The 18,443-nt window shown below is 65.3% G+C and carries 18 protein-coding genes; 10 read left to right on the forward strand and 8 right to left on the reverse strand.

Going from position 1 to position 18,443, the window contains the following annotated elements; all coding sequences use genetic code 11:
- Window positions 1-66 precede the first annotated feature (66 nt).
- Window positions 67-801 carry a phosphoadenylyl-sulfate reductase gene (locus AC0ZJQ_RS11735; protein WP_008570205.1) on the forward strand — a complete coding sequence of 245 codons (735 nt, stop codon included), beginning with the start codon at window positions 67-69 and terminating at the stop codon, window positions 799-801.
- Window positions 802-847: 46 nt separating this feature from the next.
- Here the strand turns inward: AC0ZJQ_RS11735 and cysB are convergent, their stop codons facing one another.
- Together cysB and AC0ZJQ_RS11745 are read right to left on the reverse strand one after the other, a co-directional pair.
- Complete coding sequence (gene cysB / locus AC0ZJQ_RS11740; RefSeq protein ID WP_008570207.1) at window positions 848-1,822, reverse strand: HTH-type transcriptional regulator CysB; 975 nt, start codon at window positions 1,820-1,822, stop codon at window positions 848-850.
- A 251-nt stretch (window positions 1,823-2,073) separates the two neighbouring features.
- On the reverse strand, window positions 2,074-3,033 hold the full coding sequence (locus AC0ZJQ_RS11745) for a putative 2-dehydropantoate 2-reductase (protein WP_008570208.1): 960 nt from the start codon (window positions 3,031-3,033) through the stop codon (window positions 2,074-2,076).
- Window positions 3,034-3,279: 246 nt separating this feature from the next.
- On the opposite strand from AC0ZJQ_RS11745, the gene AC0ZJQ_RS11750 reads away from it, so the two are divergent.
- Entirely contained in the window at window positions 3,280-4,356 is a 1,077-nt protein-coding gene (locus AC0ZJQ_RS11750) for a 3-deoxy-7-phosphoheptulonate synthase (protein ID WP_008570209.1), read from the forward strand.
- 37 nt (window positions 4,357-4,393) lie between these two features.
- On the opposite strand, the gene AC0ZJQ_RS11755 is transcribed toward AC0ZJQ_RS11750, so the two are convergent.
- Complete coding sequence (locus AC0ZJQ_RS11755; protein ID WP_102829283.1) at window positions 4,394-4,687, reverse strand: GNAT family N-acetyltransferase; 294 nt, start codon at window positions 4,685-4,687, stop codon at window positions 4,394-4,396.
- A gap of 396 nt (window positions 4,688-5,083) precedes the next feature.
- Here AC0ZJQ_RS11755 and AC0ZJQ_RS11760 point away from each other — a divergent pair, with 396 nt between their 5' ends.
- On the forward strand, window positions 5,084-5,338 hold the full coding sequence (locus tag AC0ZJQ_RS11760; RefSeq protein ID WP_008570211.1) for an Lpp/OprI family alanine-zipper lipoprotein: 255 nt from the start codon (window positions 5,084-5,086) through the stop codon (window positions 5,336-5,338).
- Window positions 5,339-5,428: 90 nt separating this feature from the next.
- Here AC0ZJQ_RS11760 and AC0ZJQ_RS11765 read toward each other — a convergent pair whose 3' ends face one another.
- From AC0ZJQ_RS11765 to AC0ZJQ_RS11775, 3 genes are all read right to left on the reverse strand, one after another.
- The gene (locus AC0ZJQ_RS11765; protein ID WP_008570212.1) at window positions 5,429-6,394 is read right to left on the reverse strand and encodes a L,D-transpeptidase family protein; all 966 of its coding nucleotides are present in this window, start codon (window positions 6,392-6,394) and stop codon (window positions 5,429-5,431) included.
- Window positions 6,395-6,461: 67 nt separating this feature from the next.
- A complete protein-coding gene (locus AC0ZJQ_RS11770; RefSeq protein ID WP_008570213.1) occupies window positions 6,462-6,743 on the reverse strand; it encodes a hypothetical protein in 282 nt (93 codons plus the stop codon).
- Between the two features lie 84 nt (window positions 6,744-6,827).
- Window positions 6,828-7,445 (reverse strand): arylesterase, encoded by a 618-nt coding sequence (locus tag AC0ZJQ_RS11775; RefSeq protein ID WP_237263626.1) that lies wholly within the window; start codon window positions 7,443-7,445, stop codon window positions 6,828-6,830.
- 10 nt (window positions 7,446-7,455) lie between these two features.
- Between AC0ZJQ_RS11775 and AC0ZJQ_RS11780 the strand changes: the two genes are divergently transcribed.
- From AC0ZJQ_RS11780 to AC0ZJQ_RS11800, 5 genes are all read left to right on the forward strand, one after another.
- Window positions 7,456-8,142 carry an ABC transporter ATP-binding protein gene (locus AC0ZJQ_RS11780; RefSeq protein WP_237263360.1) on the forward strand — a complete coding sequence of 229 codons (687 nt, stop codon included), beginning with the start codon at window positions 7,456-7,458 and terminating at the stop codon, window positions 8,140-8,142.
- Window positions 8,139-10,643 carry an ABC transporter permease gene (locus tag AC0ZJQ_RS11785; protein WP_314019022.1) on the forward strand — a complete coding sequence of 835 codons (2,505 nt, stop codon included), beginning with the start codon at window positions 8,139-8,141 and terminating at the stop codon, window positions 10,641-10,643. The genes AC0ZJQ_RS11780 and AC0ZJQ_RS11785 overlap by 4 nt, the downstream gene beginning before the upstream one ends.
- A gap of 63 nt (window positions 10,644-10,706) precedes the next feature.
- Window positions 10,707-11,204, forward strand: coding sequence for a transcription elongation factor GreB (gene greB, locus AC0ZJQ_RS11790; RefSeq protein ID WP_237263358.1), 498 nt, complete (start codon window positions 10,707-10,709; stop codon window positions 11,202-11,204).
- Window positions 11,205-11,505: 301 nt separating this feature from the next.
- Window positions 11,506-12,432, forward strand: coding sequence for a triacylglycerol lipase (locus AC0ZJQ_RS11795; RefSeq protein ID WP_008570219.1), 927 nt, complete (start codon window positions 11,506-11,508; stop codon window positions 12,430-12,432).
- A gap of 48 nt (window positions 12,433-12,480) precedes the next feature.
- Window positions 12,481-13,482: a lipase secretion chaperone gene (locus AC0ZJQ_RS11800; RefSeq protein WP_476476699.1), complete on the forward strand. Its 1,002-nt coding sequence runs from the start codon at window positions 12,481-12,483 to the stop codon at window positions 13,480-13,482.
- A gap of 138 nt (window positions 13,483-13,620) precedes the next feature.
- On the opposite strand, the gene AC0ZJQ_RS11805 is transcribed toward AC0ZJQ_RS11800, so the two are convergent.
- Window positions 13,621-15,030, reverse strand: coding sequence for an MltF family protein (locus AC0ZJQ_RS11805; RefSeq protein ID WP_476476700.1), 1,410 nt, complete (start codon window positions 15,028-15,030; stop codon window positions 13,621-13,623).
- A gap of 158 nt (window positions 15,031-15,188) precedes the next feature.
- Here AC0ZJQ_RS11805 and AC0ZJQ_RS11810 point away from each other — a divergent pair, with 158 nt between their 5' ends.
- Both AC0ZJQ_RS11810 and AC0ZJQ_RS11815 read left to right on the forward strand, forming a co-directional pair.
- The gene (locus AC0ZJQ_RS11810) at window positions 15,189-16,004 is read left to right on the forward strand and encodes a TatD family hydrolase (protein ID WP_476476701.1); all 816 of its coding nucleotides are present in this window, start codon (window positions 15,189-15,191) and stop codon (window positions 16,002-16,004) included.
- Window positions 16,005-16,067: 63 nt separating this feature from the next.
- Window positions 16,068-17,540 carry a methyl-accepting chemotaxis protein gene (locus AC0ZJQ_RS11815; protein ID WP_237263354.1) on the forward strand — a complete coding sequence of 491 codons (1,473 nt, stop codon included), beginning with the start codon at window positions 16,068-16,070 and terminating at the stop codon, window positions 17,538-17,540.
- Between the two features lie 39 nt (window positions 17,541-17,579).
- On the opposite strand, the gene AC0ZJQ_RS11820 is transcribed toward AC0ZJQ_RS11815, so the two are convergent.
- Window positions 17,580-18,377, reverse strand: a complete 798-nt coding sequence (locus AC0ZJQ_RS11820; RefSeq protein WP_156714857.1) for an acyl-CoA thioesterase — start codon at window positions 18,375-18,377, stop codon at window positions 17,580-17,582.
- Between the last annotated feature and the right edge of the window lie 66 nt (window positions 18,378-18,443).

Genomic DNA, 18,443 nt, shown 5'->3' on the forward strand with positions numbered 1-18,443 from the left:
ATAAACGCTCTTTGCTACCATCCGCGGCCACAGAGCGCCCAGCGCCGATCAAAGGAAAGCCGCCCGATGAGCCCATCTATCGACGTCGCCGAACTGGCCGCCGCCTATGCCACCAAATCGCCGCAGGACATCCTCAAGCTCGCCTTCGACCTGTTCGGCGATGAGCTGTGGATTTCCTTCAGCGGCGCCGAGGACGTGGTGCTGGTCGACATGGCCTGGAAACTCAACAAGAACGTCAAGGTATTCAGTCTGGATACCGGGCGCCTGCACAGCGAAACCTATCGTTTCATCGAGCAGGTCCGCGATCACTACGGGATCGCCATCGAGATCATGACGCCGGACCCAGCGCTGCTCGAGCCGCTGGTAAAGGAAAAGGGACTGTTCAGCTTCTATCGCGACGGTCACAGCGAGTGCTGCGGTATCCGCAAGATCGAACCGCTGCGGCGCAAGCTCGCCGGTGTGCGTGCCTGGGCGACTGGCCAGCGTCGCGATCAAAGCCCCGGCACACGCAGTCAGGTCGCCGTGCTGGAAATCGACAGCGCCTTCTCGACCGCGGAGCGCACGCTGTACAAGTTCAATCCCTTGGCGCAGATGACCAGCGAGGAAGTCTGGGGCTATATCCGCATGCTGGAAATCCCATACAACAGCCTGCATGAACGCGGATTCATCAGCATCGGCTGTGAGCCGTGCACTCGGCCGGTGCTACCGAATCAGCACGAACGCGAAGGCCGTTGGTGGTGGGAAGAAGCCACCCACAAGGAATGCGGGCTGCACGCCGGCAATCTCATCGCCAAGCAATAACGCGGCACGGCAAGGCGGCCGCGTGCCGCCTGCCAGCGCCCCCCTACTAGTAGACGGGCAGCTCCACGCCCTCGAACAACTCATCCAGTTCGACCTTGTTGCGGCACTGGATGGCCTTGTCGAGCATCGTCCGATCGAGATGCGGGGCGAACTGCTCGATGAAGTCGCACATGAATCCGCGCAGGAACGTGCCACGGCGAAAGCCGATCTTGGTCACGCTGGATTCGAACAGTTCGCTGGCGTCGAGCACCACCAGGTCGGCGTCGAGTCTGGCGTCGACCGCCATCCGCGCGACGATCCCTACCCCCAGTCCCAGTCGGACGTAGGTCTTGATCACGTCGGCGTCCGCCGCGGTGAACACCACCTTGGGCGACAGGCCATGATGGCTGAAGGCCTCGTCGAGCTTGGAGCGACCAGTGAAGCCGAATACGTAGGTGACGATCGGATGCTCGGCCAGCGCTTCGAGGGTGAGTTTCTCCAGCTTGGCCAGGGGGTGCCCTTGCGGAACGATCACGCAGCGATTCCAGCGGTAGCACGGCATCATGATCAGGTCGCCGAACAGCTCCAGACCTTCGGTAGCGATGGCGAAATCGACAGTCCCGTCCGCGGCCATCTCGGCAATTTGCGTGGGCGATCCCTGATGCATGTGCAGCGACACATCCGGGTACTGCTTGATGAACGTGCTGATGACCCGCGGCAGGGCATAGCGCGCCTGAGTGTGCGTGGTAGCGATGCTCAGCGTGCCCTTCTTTTCGTTGGAGAACTCCTGCGCGATCTGCTTGATGCTTTCGCACTTGCGCAGAATTTCGCCAGCCGTGGTGATGATGCGCTCACCAGCGGGCGTGACTCGGGTCAGATGCTTGCCGCTGCGGGCGAAAACCTCGACGCCCAACTCGTCTTCGAGCAGGCGGATCTGTTTGCTGATACCAGGTTGTGAAGTGAACAGGCTTTGTGCAGTCGCCGAAACATTGAGGTCATGGTGCGCCACTTCCCAGATGTAACGCAGTTGCTGGAGCTTCATAGATAACCCTCAAAGACAAGACGCCACGCTGGATGCTAATCCGTCATTCTTATAACCGAATTAGCATTTTTTTATTAGATGATATATCTATCGACGGCTTTCTACTGCGCGACCTTCGTCGCGCAAGCCCTTACGGAAAGCACGGCTTCATGTTGAGCGTAGCAGCCTGAAGGCACCGGAGCCGCGTCAGCCGGGGGGCCAGCGCCGGGCCCGGGATATTTCGCATGCGAAGCCTGTGCGGCGGGCGGCCGTCAGCGACGATCCGTCGCATGGCGCGCAAGGAACGACAATGCCCGGTACAGCGCCTGCGTGCGCGGCATGGCACAACCGGCCTGCTCGGCTGCGGCCAGCGGCGCGGCATAAAGGGCCGTCAATTCCAACGGTCGCCGGTGCGCATGATCGTGATACATGCTCGGCAGATAGTCCGGCAGCTGCGTGGTGCCTTCGATCAACTTGTCCGCCAGGCCGGACGGCAGGGTGAAGCCACAGGCCGCCGCCGCAGCAACCACCTCATCCATGATCGAGCGGATCAGCGCACGGCTGTCGGTATCCGCCAGCAGCGCCGCCGTGCCGGCATTGAGCAGCACCGAGAGACCGTTGAACGGTACGTTCCAGACCAGCTTGATCCAGCGCGCCTGCTCCAGGCTGGACATGGCGACCGACCCCACACCGGCAGCCTTGAGCATCGCGGCACCCGCAGCGACCATGGCCTGGCGCGCCTCGTCACCCTCGGCCGGTCCTGAGTGATAACCGAGGTTGATGTTACCCAGCGCCTGATGCTCGACCACACCGGGCGCGCTGCGATGGGCATAGATGGCGCACAGCCCGCCCAGCAGATGCACTCCGGCCGGCAGCAACGGGCGGATCTCGTCTTCGACCGCCAGGCCGTTCTGCAACAGCACTACTTTCGCCCCAGGCGCCGCGACCTGCGCGATGGCGGGCAGCAGAGCCGCTGTGGCGGTGCTCTTGGTCGCGACGAACAGCCAGTCGCAAGCCGGCATCTGATCGGCGCTGTGATAAGCCTGCACATTCGCCAGATGCTGGCTGCCGAGTACCGCGCTGTTCACCCGCAAGCCGTGCTCCCGCACCGCCTCATACTCACTGCGCAGCAGAAAGTGCACGTCGTGCCCGGCCAGTGCCAGCTGCATGCCGTAGTAGCCACCGATGGCGCCGGTACCAATGATTGCAATGCGCGGGCGAGATTCAAACATCCAGGAACTCCGATATAAAGAAGGCGATGCGGCACGATAGCAGTCGGCGTCGGAGCGGCACAGCTCCACCCCACAGCCGCTGGCAGCGCCTACTGGTCAGCTGCTGGCGCATCGGCGACGGCACTGAATGTCGTTGTCGAGGCCGCATGTTTAGCGCTAAGGTTCCGTCTCCCCCGCTGCGCCCCATGCCTGTTCCGCCGCACCGGGATGGCTGGCGGACGGCACCCGAGACCTGACGAGTAACACATGGCCGATTTACCCATCAACGACCTTAACGTCGCCTCCAACGTCACCCTGATCACCCCGGAACAGCTCAAGCAGGAACTCCCCTTGACCGACTCCGCCTTGCGCACCGTCGCTCATGGGCGCCAGGTCGTGCGGGACATCCTCGACGGCAAGGACCATCGCCTGTTCATCGTGGTCGGCCCCTGCTCGATCCACGACCTGAAGGCCGCGCACGAGTACGCCGAACGTCTCAAGGTGCTTGCCGAGCAGGTATCCGACAGCCTGTTCCTGATCATGCGGGTGTACTTCGAGAAGCCGCGCACCACGGTGGGCTGGAAAGGTCTGATCAACGATCCCTACATGGATGACTCGTTCAAGATTCAGGACGGCTTGCATATCGGCCGCAAGTTGCTGCTCGATCTCGCGGAAATGGGCCTGCCGACGGCCACCGAGGCGCTGGACCCCATCTCCCCGCAGTATCTGCAGGACCTGATCAGCTGGTCGGCCATCGGCGCACGCACCACCGAATCGCAGACCCACCGTGAAATGGCGTCCGGCCTGTCATCGGCGGTCGGCTTCAAGAACGGCACCGACGGCAGCCTGACCGTCGCGATCAATGCCCTGCAATCGGTCTCCAGCCCGCATCGTTTCCTCGGCATCAACCAGGCCGGTGGCGTATCCATCGTTACCACCAAGGGCAACAACTACGGACACGTCGTGCTACGCGGCGGCAACGGCAAGCCCAACTACGATTCGGTCAGCGTGACGGTTTGCGAGCAGGAGCTGACCAAAGCCGGCATCCGTCCGAACATCATGATCGACTGCAGCCACGCCAACTCCAACAAGGATCCGGCGCTACAGCCACTGGTGATGGACAACGTCGCCAACCAGATTCTAGAAGGCAACGCTTCGATCGTCGGCCTGATGGTGGAGAGCCACCTGGGCTGGGGTAATCAGCCGATCCCCAAGGATCTGGCGGAACTGACCTACGGCGTCTCGGTCACCGATGCCTGCATCGACTGGGAGACCACCGAGAAAGCCATACTCGGGATGCACGCCAAGCTGCGCGAAATCCTGCCCAGCCGCCGACGCGGCTGACAGGATTCAACAGAACGCCGGCCCTTGCCGGCGTTTTTCATTCCTGCTCGTCTTGCTGTCCGCCTGGCGAGTTCTGCCGCTCAATGTAACGCTCCACATAGGAGCAGGACGGGATGACGCTGTAACCCTCCTGCTCGGCGAACTCCAGCGCGTGCTGTGCCAGCACCGCCGCGATGCCGCGACCACGCAGTGCATCCGGAACGAAGGTGCGATAGATGTCCAGCGTCTGCTTGCCGAGGTCCATGTAAGCCAGATAAGCGCAATGGCCCTCGACGTTGACCTCGAACCGATGTCCGCTCCGATCATGGTGCACGGTAAGTGTGTCGCTCATTTCGACTCCTCAGCAGGATCAGCCAATCTTGTTATTGTTCGCCCGGTTGCATGCATGGGCACTCGGGCTGCCTGAGAACCAGCGTTCTTTTCTACCCGCTTCTGTCGATTTCGACCAGTGTTGGCGTCAATTCCGGCCGCAGGAAAAGCGCACGGCCTTTGCCAACATTCAGCACAAGCCGATGGCGTTCACTACACTGCGTCAAGTAAACAGACCTGTACTGGATGTTTTTTATCCAACTTACAGTCGAGGAGCCGAGGGGCTGCCGGAGTTTTCCAAAAAAACGCTCATGCAGCTCGTCGACTCGGTTTACTTAAATGAAGTTACAGGTAGTATGTGCGCGCAAACTTTCCATAACGGAAGTTGCTTATGGATTTCCACCTTAAGGGGAACACGATGAACAACGTTCTGAAATTCTCTGCTCTGGCTCTGGCCGCAGTTCTGGCTACCGGTTGCAGCAACAGCATGACCAAAGAAAGCGAAGCCCGTCTGACTGCTACCGAAGACGCCGCTGCCCGCGCTCAGGCTCGTGCCGACGAAGCCTACAGCAAGGCTGACGAAGCTCTGGCTGCTGCTCAGAAGGCTCAGCAGACCGCTGACGAAGCTAACGAGCGCGCTCTGCGTATGCTGGATCGCGCCAGCCGCAAGTAAGCTTCAAGGCAACAAAAAAAGCCGACCTACAAGGTCGGCTTTTTTATTTGCCGCAATGCGCCCCGCGGACAACGCCACGGGGCTTAAAGTTCAAAAAACTTGCTCTTCATGACTGGCTATGGATACCGATTGCTGATCGGCAATCTCGATCGGCAAACCGTCTTCGCCAGCGACGATATCCCGGATCATCTCCCAATCCAGATGCAGAGTGCGCATCTGCTCGTCGCGCTTGAGCAGTGTATTGACGACTACGGCGTGCTTGTCCATCAGCGTCAGTTTCTTCTCTTCGTCTTCCAGCGGCGCATGGGCCTCCAGGTAAACCTTGCCGTCGCTCACGCCAAACTTGTACGGCTCGTCGATGATGCGCACCGGCGTTCCCACCTTGACCATGCGGGACAGCTCGAGGACGTTGTTGTTGAGCATACGGAAACAGCCGTGGCTGACGCGCATGCCGATGCCGAACTTCTTGTTCGAGCCATGAATCAGGTAGCCCGGGATGGCCAGACTCATCTTGTACGGGCCCAGCGGGTTATCCGGTCCCGGCGGCACCACCGTCGGCAACGGATCGCCGTCCGCCGCGTGCTCTTCGCGAATGGACTTGGGCGGATACCATGCCGGGTTGGCGGTCATGGCGGAAATACGTGTGCTGCCTACTGGCGAACCCCAACCTTCGCGCCCGATACCCAGCGGATAGGTGTGGACCACGCTGCCACCGGCCGGGTAGTAATACAGGCGGTACTCGGCGATGTTGATCACGATGCCCTCACGCGGCCCTGGCGGCAGAATGAAGCGCGTCGGCAGGATGATGTCGGTCCCCTCGCCCGGCAGCCACGGATCCACGCCCGGATTGGCGGCCACCAGCTCGGAGTAGCCCAGATCGTTGGTTTCGGCGATCGCGGCGAAGGTGTCTTCGTACTTCGCCTTGATCACGCGGATCTGTCCGACTACATCTTCGCCCTCAGGCGGCAAAGGCAGCTCCAGCGCGACGCTCTGGCCGGCCGCCAGCAAAGCCGCAAGGGACAAACAGGAGGCGACAGCAGACGCACGCGAAAGCATTACGGAAAACCCTTGGCTGATTGATCGAATTGACGGCGATTGTACTCGAAGCCGGCGTTGCCGGCGCCTACCAGGCACTTACCGCGGACGGAAGGCCCTTGCTGCGCGCATCCAGCAACTGCAGGCAGGCTGGACACAGGCGCCGGTCCTTCAGTGTCTCGCGCTGCAGGTCCTGCCAGCGCGGCTGCGCCGGCAGCAGGCCACCGCACAGCGTGCGATCCGCGTTACCACTCAGCTCCAGCTGGCGCAGCGCCAGATGCAGACGATTCTCGCGGCAGGCGAACAGGTCAAACTGCTCGTCCGGCACGATGAGTCGATAGGCATACAGGGTCTTGGCTGAGCGCGGCATCGAGTGCTCCCGTTCGAGGGGCGCGACAGTAGCTGCGCGCTCGCATCAACGCAAGGGGCTCGGGGGCCTCGGGCAGACCGGCGTTCAGCGCTGCGGGGCGAGCAATGGCGCAAGCGCCGGCCAGACGTTCTCAAGAAGCTGCGCCTGCGCCGACGCGGTCGGATGCACGCCGTCGCCCTGCATCATGCCGGGCTCTCCGGCGACCCCTTCGAGCACGAACGGAACCAGCGCCACGTCGCGCTCATCCGCCAGCTCGTGGTACACCCGGGCGAAGGCCTCGGTATAGCGGCGCCCGTAGTTCGGCGGCAGACGCATGCCCAACAGCAGCACCTTGGCATCGGCCTGCTGCGACTGTTCAATCATCGCCGCAAGATTCTGTTTCAATTGCGCGGGCGATTGACCACGCAAGCCATCGTTGCCGCCCAGCTCGAGAATCACCACTTCCGGCCGGTGCTCCGCGAGTAGCGTTGGCAGCCTGGCGAGCCCGCCAGCACTGGTGTCGCCGCTGATCGAGGCGTTCACCACGGAGCGCGGTCGGGCCTGCTCGGCGAGGCGCTGTTGCAGCAGATGCACCCAGCCTTGGCTGGTTTCCAGGCCGAAAGCGGCGCTGATACTATCGCCGACCACCAAGACGGTTCCCGCCAGCGCGCCCTGCGCCCACACCACCAGCAGCAGGACCCCGCCTTTCAGCCAACTTCGCATCGGATTCTCCATGAGCGCCAGCATTCTCATCGCCCGGCACCTTAACAAAGTGGTTCCCAGCGCGGAAGGCGAGCTGCATATCCTCAGCGACCTCTCTCTGGAGCTGGCGAAGGGCGACAGCCTGGCCATCGTGGGTACTTCCGGCTCGGGCAAATCCACCCTGCTCGGCCTGCTCGCCGGGCTCGACCTGCCCAGCGCTGGCGAAGTACAACTGGCCGGCCACTCGCTCGGCACACTGGACGAGGATCAGCGCGCGCGGATTCGGGCCGAGCATGTCGGTTTCGTTTTCCAGTCCTTCCAGCTGCTCGACAGCCTCGATGCGCTGGAGAACGTCATGCTGCCGCTGGAACTCGAAGGCCGTCGCGACGCCGCCCAACGCGCCCGGCAGTTGCTCGAGCGTGTTGGCCTTGGTACGCGCCTGCATCACTATCCACGCCAGCTGTCCGGTGGCGAGCAGCAGCGTGTGGCGCTGGCACGCGCGTTCGCCGCGGAGCCCGACGTCCTGTTCGCCGACGAGCCGACCGGCAACCTCGATAGCCATACCGGCGCGCACATCAGCGACCTGCTGTTCGAGCTCAATCGCGAGCGCGGCACCACCCTGGTACTGGTGACGCACGATGAGCGCCTGGCCCGCCGCTGTCGCCATCTGCTGCGTCTGGAAGGCGGTCGCCGCGTCGACAACGGGCCTGCCGCATGAGGCGTGTGCCGATCCGCCGTCTCGCGGCGCTGGCGTTCCGGCAGCTGCTGCGTGATGCCCGCGCCGGCGAGCTGCGCGTGCTGTTCTTCGCCCTGCTGATCGCCGTCGCGGCGAGCACTGCAATCGGCTATTTCGGTGCGCGGCTGAACGACGCCATGCAACTGCGTGCCAGCGAATTCCTCGGCGCCGACCTGGTGCTGCAAGGCAGCGCCGAAGCCCAGCCCCAGCAGATCGAGGCTGGCCGACAACTGGGACTGACGCACGCGCGCGTGGTCGAATTCTCCAGCGTGGTCGCCACCGACGACAAGCTGCAGCTCACCAGCGTCAAGGCCGCCGACAGCGCCTACCCGTTGCGCGGCGAGCTGCGCAGTGCCGCCGCACCCTACGAACAGGAGACACCGGGGCCAGGACCGCGACCGGGCGAAGCCTGGGCCGAGTCCCGCCTGCTCACCGCCCTTGAGTTGGAAATCGGTGATCTGATTGAGGTCGGCGACAAGTCGCTGCGCCTGACCCGCGTGCTGACCTACGAGCCGGATCGCGTCGGCGACTTCTACAGCCTGACCCCGCGTGTGCTGATGCACATGGACGACCTGGCCGCCACCGGCGTGGTGCAGCCGGGCAGTCGAGTGCGTTACCGCGAGCTGTGGCGTGGGCCGGCCGAAACGCTCGCCACCTACCGGCAACAGCTCGAACCGGGGCTGCTGGCTCATCAGCGCATCGAGACGGCCGGCGACAGCAACCGGCAGATCGGTGGCGCGCTGGGGCGCGCCGAGCGTTATCTGAATCTGGCGAGCCTTGCCGCGATCCTGCTGGCCGGCGTTGCCGTGGCGCTGTCGGCCGCGCGCTTCGCCGCGCGCCGCTTCGATGCCAGCGCGCTGTTGCGATGCCTGGGGCTCTCGCGACGGGAAACGCTGCTGCTGTACGCCCTGCAACTCGGGCTGCTCGGCGCGCTGGCCAGCGTCGTCGGCGCCCTGCTCGGCTGGGGCGCCCAACATGGGCTGTTCTATCTGCTGCGCGACGTGCTGGCGCAGGAAATTCCGCCCGCCACCCTGTGGCCGGTGCTGGCCGGCATCGCCACCGGTCTGGTCGCCCTCGCCGGCTTCGCCCTGCCGCCGCTGGCGGCGCTCGGCCGTGTCCCGCCGCTGCGGGTACTGCGGCGCGATCTGCTGCCAGTGCCGCCGAGCAGCTGGCTGGTGTACGGCACGGCGATTCTCGCGCTCGGTCTGATCATGTGGCGGCTGAGCCTGGACCTGAAGATCACCCTCGCCCTGCTTGGCGGCGGGCTGCTGGCCACGCTGCTGCTGGGCGGCCTGCTGCTGCTCGGTCTGCGCGGCCTGCGCCGGTTGCTGGCAGGCGCGGCGCTGTCCTGGCGGCTGGGCCTGGGCCAGTTGTTGCGACATCCGTTGGCGGCGGCCGGGCAATCCCTGGCGTTCGGCCTGATCCTGCTGGCGATGGCGCTGATCGCTCTGTTGCGCGGTGAGCTGCTCGATACCTGGCAGGATCAGCTACCGCAGGACGCCCCCAACCATTTCGCACTCAACGTGCTGCCGGCGGAAAAGGATGCCTTCGCCGCGCGCATCGCCAGCCTGTCGACGGTGGCGGCACCGCTGTATCCGGTCGTTCCCGGGCGGCTGGTGGCGATCAATGACGAACCGGTGCGCCAGCTGGTGAGCAAGGATTCGCAGGGCGACCGCGCTGTGCGCCGTGACCTCAGCCTGACCTGGTCGGCCGAACTGCCAGCCGACAACCACCTGACCGCCGGAACCTGGTGGCAACCCCAGGCCGCGCAGCAACTCCCCGGCGTGTCGGTCGAAGCCGAACTGGCCGAGAGCCTCGGCGTGCAAGTGGGTGATCGCCTGACCTTCAGCGTCGGCGGCCTCAGCCGCGATGCCCAGGTAACCAGCCTGCGCGAAGTCAACTGGGACAGCTTTCAGCCCAACTTCTACATGATCTTCGAGCCCGGCACCCTGCAGGACATGCCCGTCACCTACATGACCAGCTTCTATCTGCCACCCGGCAAGGAGCGCGAGCTGGTCGAGCTGGCGCGCGCCTTCCCCGCCACCACGCTGCTGCAGGTCGAAGCGCTGCTCGCACAGTTGCGCAGCATCCTCACCCAGGTGTCGCTGGCGGTGGAGTACGTGCTGCTGTTTGTCCTCGCGGCCGGGCTCGCCGTGCTGTTCGCCGGCCTGCAGGCCACGCTGGACGAGCGCATCCGCCAGGGTGCGCTGCTGCGCGCGCTGGGTGCCGAGCGCAGTCTGCTGCTCAGGGTGCGTCGCGCCGAATTCGGCATGCTCGGCGCGGCCAGCGGCGTGCTCGCCGCGCTGGGTTGCGAGCTGGTCAGCGCGCTGCTCTATCGCTTCGCCTTCGAGCTGCCCTGGCAGCCGCATCCCTGGCTGTTATTGCTGCCGCCTCTTGGCGCGCTGCTGGTTGGTGGCGCGGGTGTGCTCGGCACCCGCCGCGCGCTCGATGCCAGCCCGCTCGGCGTGCTGCGCGAGGGCTGACGACTCGCCCTCGGCGCCCGGTTCGTCCTACACTTTGCGGCCCTTTCGCCACACGGATCGACCATGAGCCGCTATCGTCCGCCACGTCCCGCCGGAACCCCGCTGATCACCCCGGAAGGCGAAGCGCACCTGCGCGCCGAGCTGCACGAACTGTGGCATGTCAAACGCCCACAGGTGACGCAATCGGTGAGCGAAGCGGCTGCCCAGGGCGATCGCTCCGAGAATGCCGAGTACACCTACGGCAAGAAGATGCTGCGCGAGATCGACAGCCGGGTGCGCTTTCTCACCAAGCGCCTGGAAAAACTCAAGGTGGTCAGCGAGCGGCCGAGCGATCCGGACAAGGTGTACTTCGGCGCCTGGGTGACGCTGGAGGACGAAGACGGCAACGAAGCCCGCTACCGCATCGTCGGCCCCGACGAACTGGACCTCAAGCAGGGCCTGATCAGCATCGACTCGCCGCTGGCCCGCGCCCTGGTCGGCAAGGCGCTGGATGCCGAAGTGCAGGTGCAGACGCCGACCGGCCCCAAGTTGTGGTACGTGGTGGCAATCGAGTATCCGTGACCAAACGGTTTCGGATCGACCAAACAGTCGAAAATTGCCGCGATTACGCGATTAAGTTCTGCCATCTCGCCGGGTAACAACTCAAAGCGGAAACAGCCGTTCCCCCCGGTAACAGCGCACACATCTCGATTGCAGCGGCCTTTGGCCAGCACCGGTGGGTAGCAGCCGCTCTAGGCTGTACTTTCATGACAATTAACTGGCGCCTGGCACGATTGCTGCCATCGAAACGACGCAGTACGCGCCCGGCGCGGTGAACGGCAATGGAATGCCCGCTTGCCCACCCCTTTTTCGAGAGTGCGTCATGAATAACAACAAGACACTGCTTGCCCTCTGTATCAGCGCACTGGCCTTGGCCGGCCAGGCCCATGCCTCCACGGGCTATACCCAGACCCGCTACCCCATTGTGCTCGGTCACGGCATGCTCGGTTTCGACAGCCTGCTGGGCGTCGACTACTGGTATGGCATTCCGGCAGCACTGCGCCGCGATGGCGCGCAGGTGTACGTCACCGAAGTGAGCCAGCTCAACACCTCCGAGCTGCGCGGCGAGGAACTGCTGGCACAGGTAGAGGAAATCGTCGCGCTCAGCGGCAAACCCAAGGTCAATCTGATCGGCCATAGCCACGGCGGGCCGACCGTGCGCTACGTCGCCGCCGTGCGACCGGACCTGGTGGCCTCGGTCACCAGCGTCGGCGCACCGCACAAGGGCTCGGACGTGGCCGATCTGATTCGCAACATTCCCGAAGGCTCCGCCGGCGAGGCCATCGTCGCCGGGCTGGTGAACGCGATGGGCGCGCTGATCAACTTCCTCTCCGGCAGCAGCAGCTCCGCGCCGCAGAACTCGCTCGGTTCGCTCGAATCGCTCAACAGCGAGGGGGCGGCGCGCTTCAATGCGAAGTTTCCGCAGGGCATCCCGACGACCGCCTGCGGCGAAGGCGCCTACGTGGTCAACGGCGTGCGCTACTACTCGTGGAGCGGCACCAGCCCGCTGACCAATCCACTGGATATCAGCGACGCGATGATGGGTGCCGGCGCCCTCGCCTTCGATGAGCCGAACGACGGACTGGTGGGACGCTGCAGCTCGCATCTGGGCATGGTCATCCGCGACGACTACCGGATGAACCATCTCGACGAGGTGAACCAGGTGCTCGGCCTCACCAGCCTGTTCGAGACCGATCCGGTCACCGTGTATCGCCAGCACGCCAACCGGCTGAAAAACGCCGGCCTCTGAACCAGCGGCGGGACGGTCGCGTCCCGCCTCCTCCTGCAAGGCAGAACCATGAAGACACTTCTCGGCCTTTTCCTCGCTTCGCTGGCATTCAGCCTGGTCGTGCTGCTCACGCCGCCCGCGGATGAACCGCCGCCCGCCTCCAGCGCGGCAACGGCACCGGCGCATGCAGCCCAACCACCGGCGCCCGCGCCGCTCACCGCCGTCAGCGACGCGACCGTGCAACAGCCGGCGCGGCTCGGCGAGCTGCCGCGTTCGTTCAACGGCACGCGGATTGACGGCCGTCTGCAACAGGACACCGCCGGCAACCTGATCTTCGATGGCGACGTCCGCCGGCTGTTCGACTACTTCCTCAGCGCCATCGGCGCCGAGCCGCTGACCCACAGCGTGCAGCGCCTGCGCCAGTACATCGACGCGCAGTTGCCTGAGCCTGCGCAGACTCAGGCGCAGAACCTGCTGGATCAGTACCTGGACTACAAGCGCGAGCTGCTGGCGCTGGACTCGGCGGCCCGCCCCCACAGCCTGCCAGCACTGCGCGAGCGTCTTGCCGCGGTACAGGCATTGCGCGCGCGAATCTTCAGCCAGACCGCGCACCAGGCGTTCTTCGCCAACGAAGAGGCCTATGACCGTTTCACCCTCGAACGCCTGGCCATCCAGCTGGAGCCGGGCCTCGATGCGAATGCCAAGGGTGCCGCACTCGACCGCTTGCACGCGGCGCTCCCAGCCGAATTGCAGGACGCCCTGGTGCCGCAGTTGCAGACCCAGCTGCGCCAGCAGACAGCCGCGCTGCAGGCGCGTGGTGGCGATGCCACGCAGCTGCGTCAGTTGCGCCAGCAGCTGGTCGGCAATACGGCGACCGAGCGCCTGGAGGCGCTGGATCGCCAGCGGCAGGCCTGGCAACGACGGCTCGCAGAATTCGAACAGGAGAAGAGTCGTATCGAGCGTAGCCAGGGCCTCGGCGAGGCCGACAAGCAGGCCGCCATCGAGCGGCTCGCCGAGCAGCGCTTCGACAGCAGCGAACGCCTGCGCCTGCAGGCCCGTCGGGAAAGCTAGCAGGTCGTTGAAAACGTAGGCGAGGCAGCCAGGGCAGCGAGAACAGGCAAAAAAAGCGCAGTTTACGCGCTGTAAATGAGCATTTTTGAGCCTGTTCTTAACGCCGCAATGGCTACGCAGGTAGTTTTCAACGGCCTGCTAGCGCGAGGCGCTACGACGTGCGGGCTCGGCTTCCAGCAGATAACGCTCGCGATGAAAGGCGAGATAGTACTTGTTGACGCTATTGACGTAGCCCACCACGCCCATGCCCACGGTTTCCAGGGCGATACGCTCGACCTGGAAGAACCACTGGTCCGGATTCAGCCCGCGCCGCCGCGCTTCGGCGCGCATGCTCTGCACCCGCTGCGGCCCCAGGTTGTAGGCCGCCAGCACGAAGGCCATGCGCTCGCGCTCGTTGAGCCGCGGGCTGGCGAAGAACTTGCGGCGGATCCTGGCCAGGTACTTGGCACTGGCCTGCACGTTGTTGTCCAGCTGCTGGATATTGCCCACACCCACGCTGCGCGCGGTCGCGGGCGTCACCTGCATCAGCCCGGTGGCGCCGCCGGCACCGCGCGCCGCCGGGTTGAGGGTGGATTCCTTGAAGGCCAGCGCGGCGAGGTTGAGCCAATCCAGGTCGATCTGCTCGGCGTAGCGCTGCAGCACCGGTCGCACCTTCTCCAGGCGCTGCCGGCCGGTACGGTCGAGCGGGTAATGCACCTTATACAGGCGTCGGTAGACACGCTCGAAGGCCGCATCCTGATTCTGCGGTGCGCGGTAGTCCTTGAGAAAACCGTCGGCACTGGCGCGCAGCATGCTGGCCTCCTTGCGTACGAACCAGTGCATGTCAGCCTCGTCGGCCAGCGCCACCTGGCGCTCGATGCGCAGCTTGGGCATCACCCGCGCCCAGCGCTCGGCAATGGTCTGCTCGACCGCCGTGACCGGATAGATGCCGGCCTGCACCATTTCCAGCACGTCCTCGACCGCCAGCGTCGGATCGACCCACTCGACCACTACCGGCGCACGATTGCGTTTCATCAGCTGTTCGTTGAGCCGGGCGACTGCGGCACCGGCGGCGCTGCCCGCCGGCAGCGCCAGGCTGCGCCCGGACAGGCGCTCCAGGCTGGCGTAGCGCGGCCCACCCTGGCGGCCAACCAGCACCAGCGCAACATCACTGACCACCGGCCGGGTACGGCTCACGCCGCGCATGCCCTTGAGATCGAGCAGTTCGCCGGGTGCCACCAGATCACCCTCGCCGCGCTGCAGCGCAGCCAGCAGCTGATCCTTGGCCTTGGGGATGATCTTCAGGCGGATGTCGCGCTCGGACTTTCGGTTCAGGTAACGCTCGAAGGCGCGCAGCCGTGCATACTCCACGCCGATGGCTTCGCCCTTGACCTCGCCGGAGCTGTTGCGGCTCTGGTTGACCAGCACCCGCAGCACGCCGCTGCGGCGTATCTCGGCCAGATCGCGCACTGTGGCCGGCGCCTTCCACGCCTCCGGCCCCATCACCCGCGCAGCCGCCGGCCAGGGCGCGAGCGCCAGCAGACAGAGGATCAGCAGCAGGCGAAACATGACTCGTACATACCAGGCTCGAACCGGGCAACGGCGGCGAAAAAAGTAGCGAAGCCTCTCACAGCCGGGTCCGATCTGCCAATTCAGGCATGATCAACGGTTTGCTGGTCATGCGTATCGCGTTGATTTTCAAGTGAATAACCTTAGTAGGAGTCTCGATGGAGCTTGTCGATATCGGCGTCAACCTGACCCATCCCAGTCTGGCCAGGCAGGCCAACGAAGTGCTCGAACACGCCCGCGCGGCAGGCGTCGCGCAATGCGTGCTGACTGGCACCAGCCTCGCCGAAAGCGAAGCCGCGCTGGGACTGTGTCGCGCGCTGGACGACAGTCACCAGCGGCTGTTCTGCACCGCCGGCGTCCACCCGCACGACGCAAGCCAGTGGAACGCGGACAGCGCGGCGCAGCTGCGCGATCTGCTGCGCGAACCGCAAGTGCGCGCCGTGGGCGAATGCGGGCTGGACTTCAACCGCGATTTTTCACCGCGGCCACAGCAGGAACGTGTGCTGGAAGAACAGCTGGAGCTGGCGGTGGCGCTGCAACTGCCGGTGTTCCTCCACGAACGCGAGGCCGACCAGCGCCTGGTGGAGATTCTGCGACCGTTGCGCGACCGCCTCGGCGCCGCGGTGGTGCATTGCTTCACCGGCGAGAAACGCGCGCTGTACGCCTATCTCGATCTCGATCTGCACATCGGCATCACCGGCTGGATCTGCGACGAGCGCCGCGGCACCCACCTGCATCCGCTGGTGCGCGAGATACCGCGCGGCCGGCTGATGCTGGAAAGCGACGCGCCCTACCTGCTACCGCGCACGCTGCGACCCAAGCCGAAATCCGGTCACAACGAACCGGCCTACCTGCCCGAGGTGCTGCGCGAGGTGGCGCGCCATCGCGGTGAAAGCGAAGCCGAGCTGGCTGCCCACACCACGCTCTGCGCCCGACGTTTCTTCGACCTGCCGGTGCCTGACGCAAAGCCGTGAAAATGTGCTCAAGCTCACGCCTTAACGGCCGTTAAGCCGACAACAAAACGGAAGAGAGCCGTCATGTTCGTCTGGGTCCGCGATCTGTCACTGAAATACAAATTCTGGGCGCTCAACATGGTCGCCTTCGTCATCAGCCTGTTGCTGGTGCTCTACGCCGTGCATGTGGAACAGCAGTCGCGCAGCGCCGATGCCCAGCGCAGCGCGCAGAGCACCGCCGAACTGCTGGCGGCCTGGCCTGCCACCGCCCAGCTGCCCGCCAGGCCGGAGGTGGTCCGCTTCGCCGCCGGCGAGCGGATGCAGATCCAGGGTCAGACGCTGGCGCAGAACGCTGGCTGGACGGCACTGGCGCATGATCGCCTGTTCGCCCGCGACCCGCTGATCGGCGCGCAGAGCGTCACCCGCGCCGACGGCCAGACGCTTGCCGTGCTAGCGCGAACCCCCAGTGTGTTTCAGGTCTTGGGTGAACACTTCTTCAGCTACGCCGGCGCCGTGGCGGTGCTCATGCTCGGTCTGCTCGGCGCCTCGCAGCTGCTGATCAGCTTTCTGCTCAGCCACCTCAACACGCTCAAGGACGTCATGCTGCACGTCGAGCGCTCCGGCGATCTCAGCGCGCGCGTGCCACTCGAAAGCGGCGACGAGGTCGGCCAGATGGCCAGCGCCTTCAATGCGATGCAGGGCGGTTACCAACGCATCGTCGGCACCGTGGCGCAGGCGGCCGCGCGCCTGGATGACGGCGCCGGGCGCCTCGCCGCCAGCATGAGCGACGTGCGTCAGGGCATGCTCGGTCAGCAGAGCGAGACCGACCAGGCCGCCACCGCGATCAACGAAATGAGTGCCACGGTGTTCCACATCGCCGAGCACGCCAGCGACACCCGCGACCGCTCGCAGCACGCCGACCAGCTGGCCAGCGACGGCCAGCGCGTGGTCGCACGGGTGGAACAGTCGATCGCCAACCTTTCGGTCGGCGTGCAGCAGACCGCCGAAACCATCGAGCAGCTAGCCGCCGACAGCCAGAAGATCAACGGCGTGGTCAGCGTCATCCACAGCATCGCCGAGCAGACCAACCTGCTCGCGCTCAACGCCGCCATCGAAGCCGCACGCGCCGGCGAGGCGGGCCGTGGCTTCGCGGTGGTTGCCGATGAGGTACGCAACCTCGCCAGGCGCGTGCAGGACTCCACCGACGAGATCACCGGCATGATCGGCAACCTGCAGGCGATGACGCGCGATGCCGTCGAGTTCATGCAGGAAAGCTCGTTCAAGGCCGACGATTGCGTGCGCGAGGCGCGCGAGGCGGCGCAGGCGCTGGAGTCGATCACCACTGCAGTGGCGCAGATGCGCGAGAGCAATACGCAGATCGCCGTCGCCGCCGCGCAGCAGAGCGAGGTGGCCGAGGAACTCAACCGTTCGGTGACCGGCATCCGCGACGTCACCGAGCAGACCGTGCAGCAGACGGTCGACTCCGCCAGCACCAGCTCGCAGCTGGCCGCGCTGTCGGGCGAGCTGAGCCGGGCCATCGGCCAGCTCAAGCTCTAACCACCTGCCAGGAAAATGCGGGGCGGCGCCCCGTCCCGGCTAGCCGAACACCGTAACCGTCTGTCGGCTCAGCGCCACCAGTTCGCCGGTCGGCGTCCACAGCGCCGCCGCGCAATGCCCGTAGCCGTCGCGTGCGTGCTCGATCACCGCGCGGTACTGGCACCAGTCATGCGTATCCAGAGCGGGCAACGGCTGCACGAACTCGACGGTCCAGGTCAGCGAACTGCCCGGCGCGAAGCCCTTGAGGTGCGACAGCACCGCTGGCGGCCAGGCGTCGATCAGCGCCAGCAGGTGCGCCTCGCTCATCGGTTCGCGCTCGACCTCGCCGCGCTGGCGCACCCAGCCACCCATCTCGCGGGAGGTGTTGCCGGAGAACGGCAGGCCACCGACGCCCCAACGCATCTCCAGATAGCGGGTGAATTCCGGCGTGGCACCCGGCACGAAGGGCAGCGTCTGGCAGGCTTCGACCGGCGGCATGGCCGGCGCCGCCTCGGCAGCGACGACCACCGCGGACTCGCGCGCGGCGCCGAAGCTGCCCTGGACGATGGTCACCACCTGGCCATCCTGTACCGCCCGGCCAAGCATCTGGCTCACCGCCTTGCCCTCGCGCAGCACCTCGGCCTCGAAGCTGGCCGGCTTGTCCAGCGTCAGTGGCGCGACGAAGGTGATCGCCAGTGAACGCAGCGCGCGCTCCGGCGGCACCTTGGCGCGCATCGCCTCGTACACCAGCGCCGCCACCAGTCCGCCGAAACCGGCCCGGCCCTGCCCCCAGGTGGCGGGAATGGTCAGCTGCTGTGGATGCTCGCGCACGCCGCGCAGCAATTCGGAAAGGGTCATGTGCACCTCTTTTCATTGTTTTGTTGGGGGCCGATGGTAAGGCCGGCGCTTGCCGGCACGCGAGGA

Source organism: Stutzerimonas sp. 21-1 (assembly GCF_056336065.1).

Excerpts from the sequence above, each read along its gene's own strand:
- AC0ZJQ_RS11735 (WP_008570205.1), top strand. The coding sequence starts at position 67 with ATGAGCCCATCTATCGACGTCGCCGAACTGGCCGCCGCCTATGCCACC.
- cysB (WP_008570207.1), bottom strand. The coding sequence starts at position 1,822 with ATGAAGCTCCAGCAACTGCGTTACATCTGGGAAGTGGCGCACCATGAC.
- AC0ZJQ_RS11745 (WP_008570208.1), bottom strand. The coding sequence starts at position 3,033 with ATGTTTGAATCTCGCCCGCGCATTGCAATCATTGGTACCGGCGCCATC.
- AC0ZJQ_RS11750 (WP_008570209.1), top strand. The coding sequence starts at position 3,280 with ATGGCCGATTTACCCATCAACGACCTTAACGTCGCCTCCAACGTCACC.
- AC0ZJQ_RS11755 (WP_102829283.1), bottom strand. The coding sequence starts at position 4,687 with ATGAGCGACACACTTACCGTGCACCATGATCGGAGCGGACATCGGTTC.
- AC0ZJQ_RS11760 (WP_008570211.1), top strand. The coding sequence starts at position 5,084 with ATGAACAACGTTCTGAAATTCTCTGCTCTGGCTCTGGCCGCAGTTCTG.
- AC0ZJQ_RS11765 (WP_008570212.1), bottom strand. The coding sequence starts at position 6,394 with ATGCTTTCGCGTGCGTCTGCTGTCGCCTCCTGTTTGTCCCTTGCGGCT.
- AC0ZJQ_RS11770 (WP_008570213.1), bottom strand. The coding sequence starts at position 6,743 with ATGCCGCGCTCAGCCAAGACCCTGTATGCCTATCGACTCATCGTGCCG.
- AC0ZJQ_RS11775 (WP_237263626.1), bottom strand. The coding sequence starts at position 7,445 with ATGCGAAGTTGGCTGAAAGGCGGGGTCCTGCTGCTGGTGGTGTGGGCG.
- AC0ZJQ_RS11780 (WP_237263360.1), top strand. The coding sequence starts at position 7,456 with ATGAGCGCCAGCATTCTCATCGCCCGGCACCTTAACAAAGTGGTTCCC.
- AC0ZJQ_RS11785 (WP_314019022.1), top strand. The coding sequence starts at position 8,139 with ATGAGGCGTGTGCCGATCCGCCGTCTCGCGGCGCTGGCGTTCCGGCAG.
- greB (WP_237263358.1), top strand. The coding sequence starts at position 10,707 with ATGAGCCGCTATCGTCCGCCACGTCCCGCCGGAACCCCGCTGATCACC.
- AC0ZJQ_RS11795 (WP_008570219.1), top strand. The coding sequence starts at position 11,506 with ATGAATAACAACAAGACACTGCTTGCCCTCTGTATCAGCGCACTGGCC.
- AC0ZJQ_RS11800 (WP_476476699.1), top strand. The coding sequence starts at position 12,481 with ATGAAGACACTTCTCGGCCTTTTCCTCGCTTCGCTGGCATTCAGCCTG.
- AC0ZJQ_RS11805 (WP_476476700.1), bottom strand. The coding sequence starts at position 15,030 with ATGTTTCGCCTGCTGCTGATCCTCTGTCTGCTGGCGCTCGCGCCCTGG.
- AC0ZJQ_RS11810 (WP_476476701.1), top strand. The coding sequence starts at position 15,189 with ATGGAGCTTGTCGATATCGGCGTCAACCTGACCCATCCCAGTCTGGCC.
- AC0ZJQ_RS11815 (WP_237263354.1), top strand. The coding sequence starts at position 16,068 with ATGTTCGTCTGGGTCCGCGATCTGTCACTGAAATACAAATTCTGGGCG.
- AC0ZJQ_RS11820 (WP_156714857.1), bottom strand. The coding sequence starts at position 18,377 with ATGACCCTTTCCGAATTGCTGCGCGGCGTGCGCGAGCATCCACAGCAG.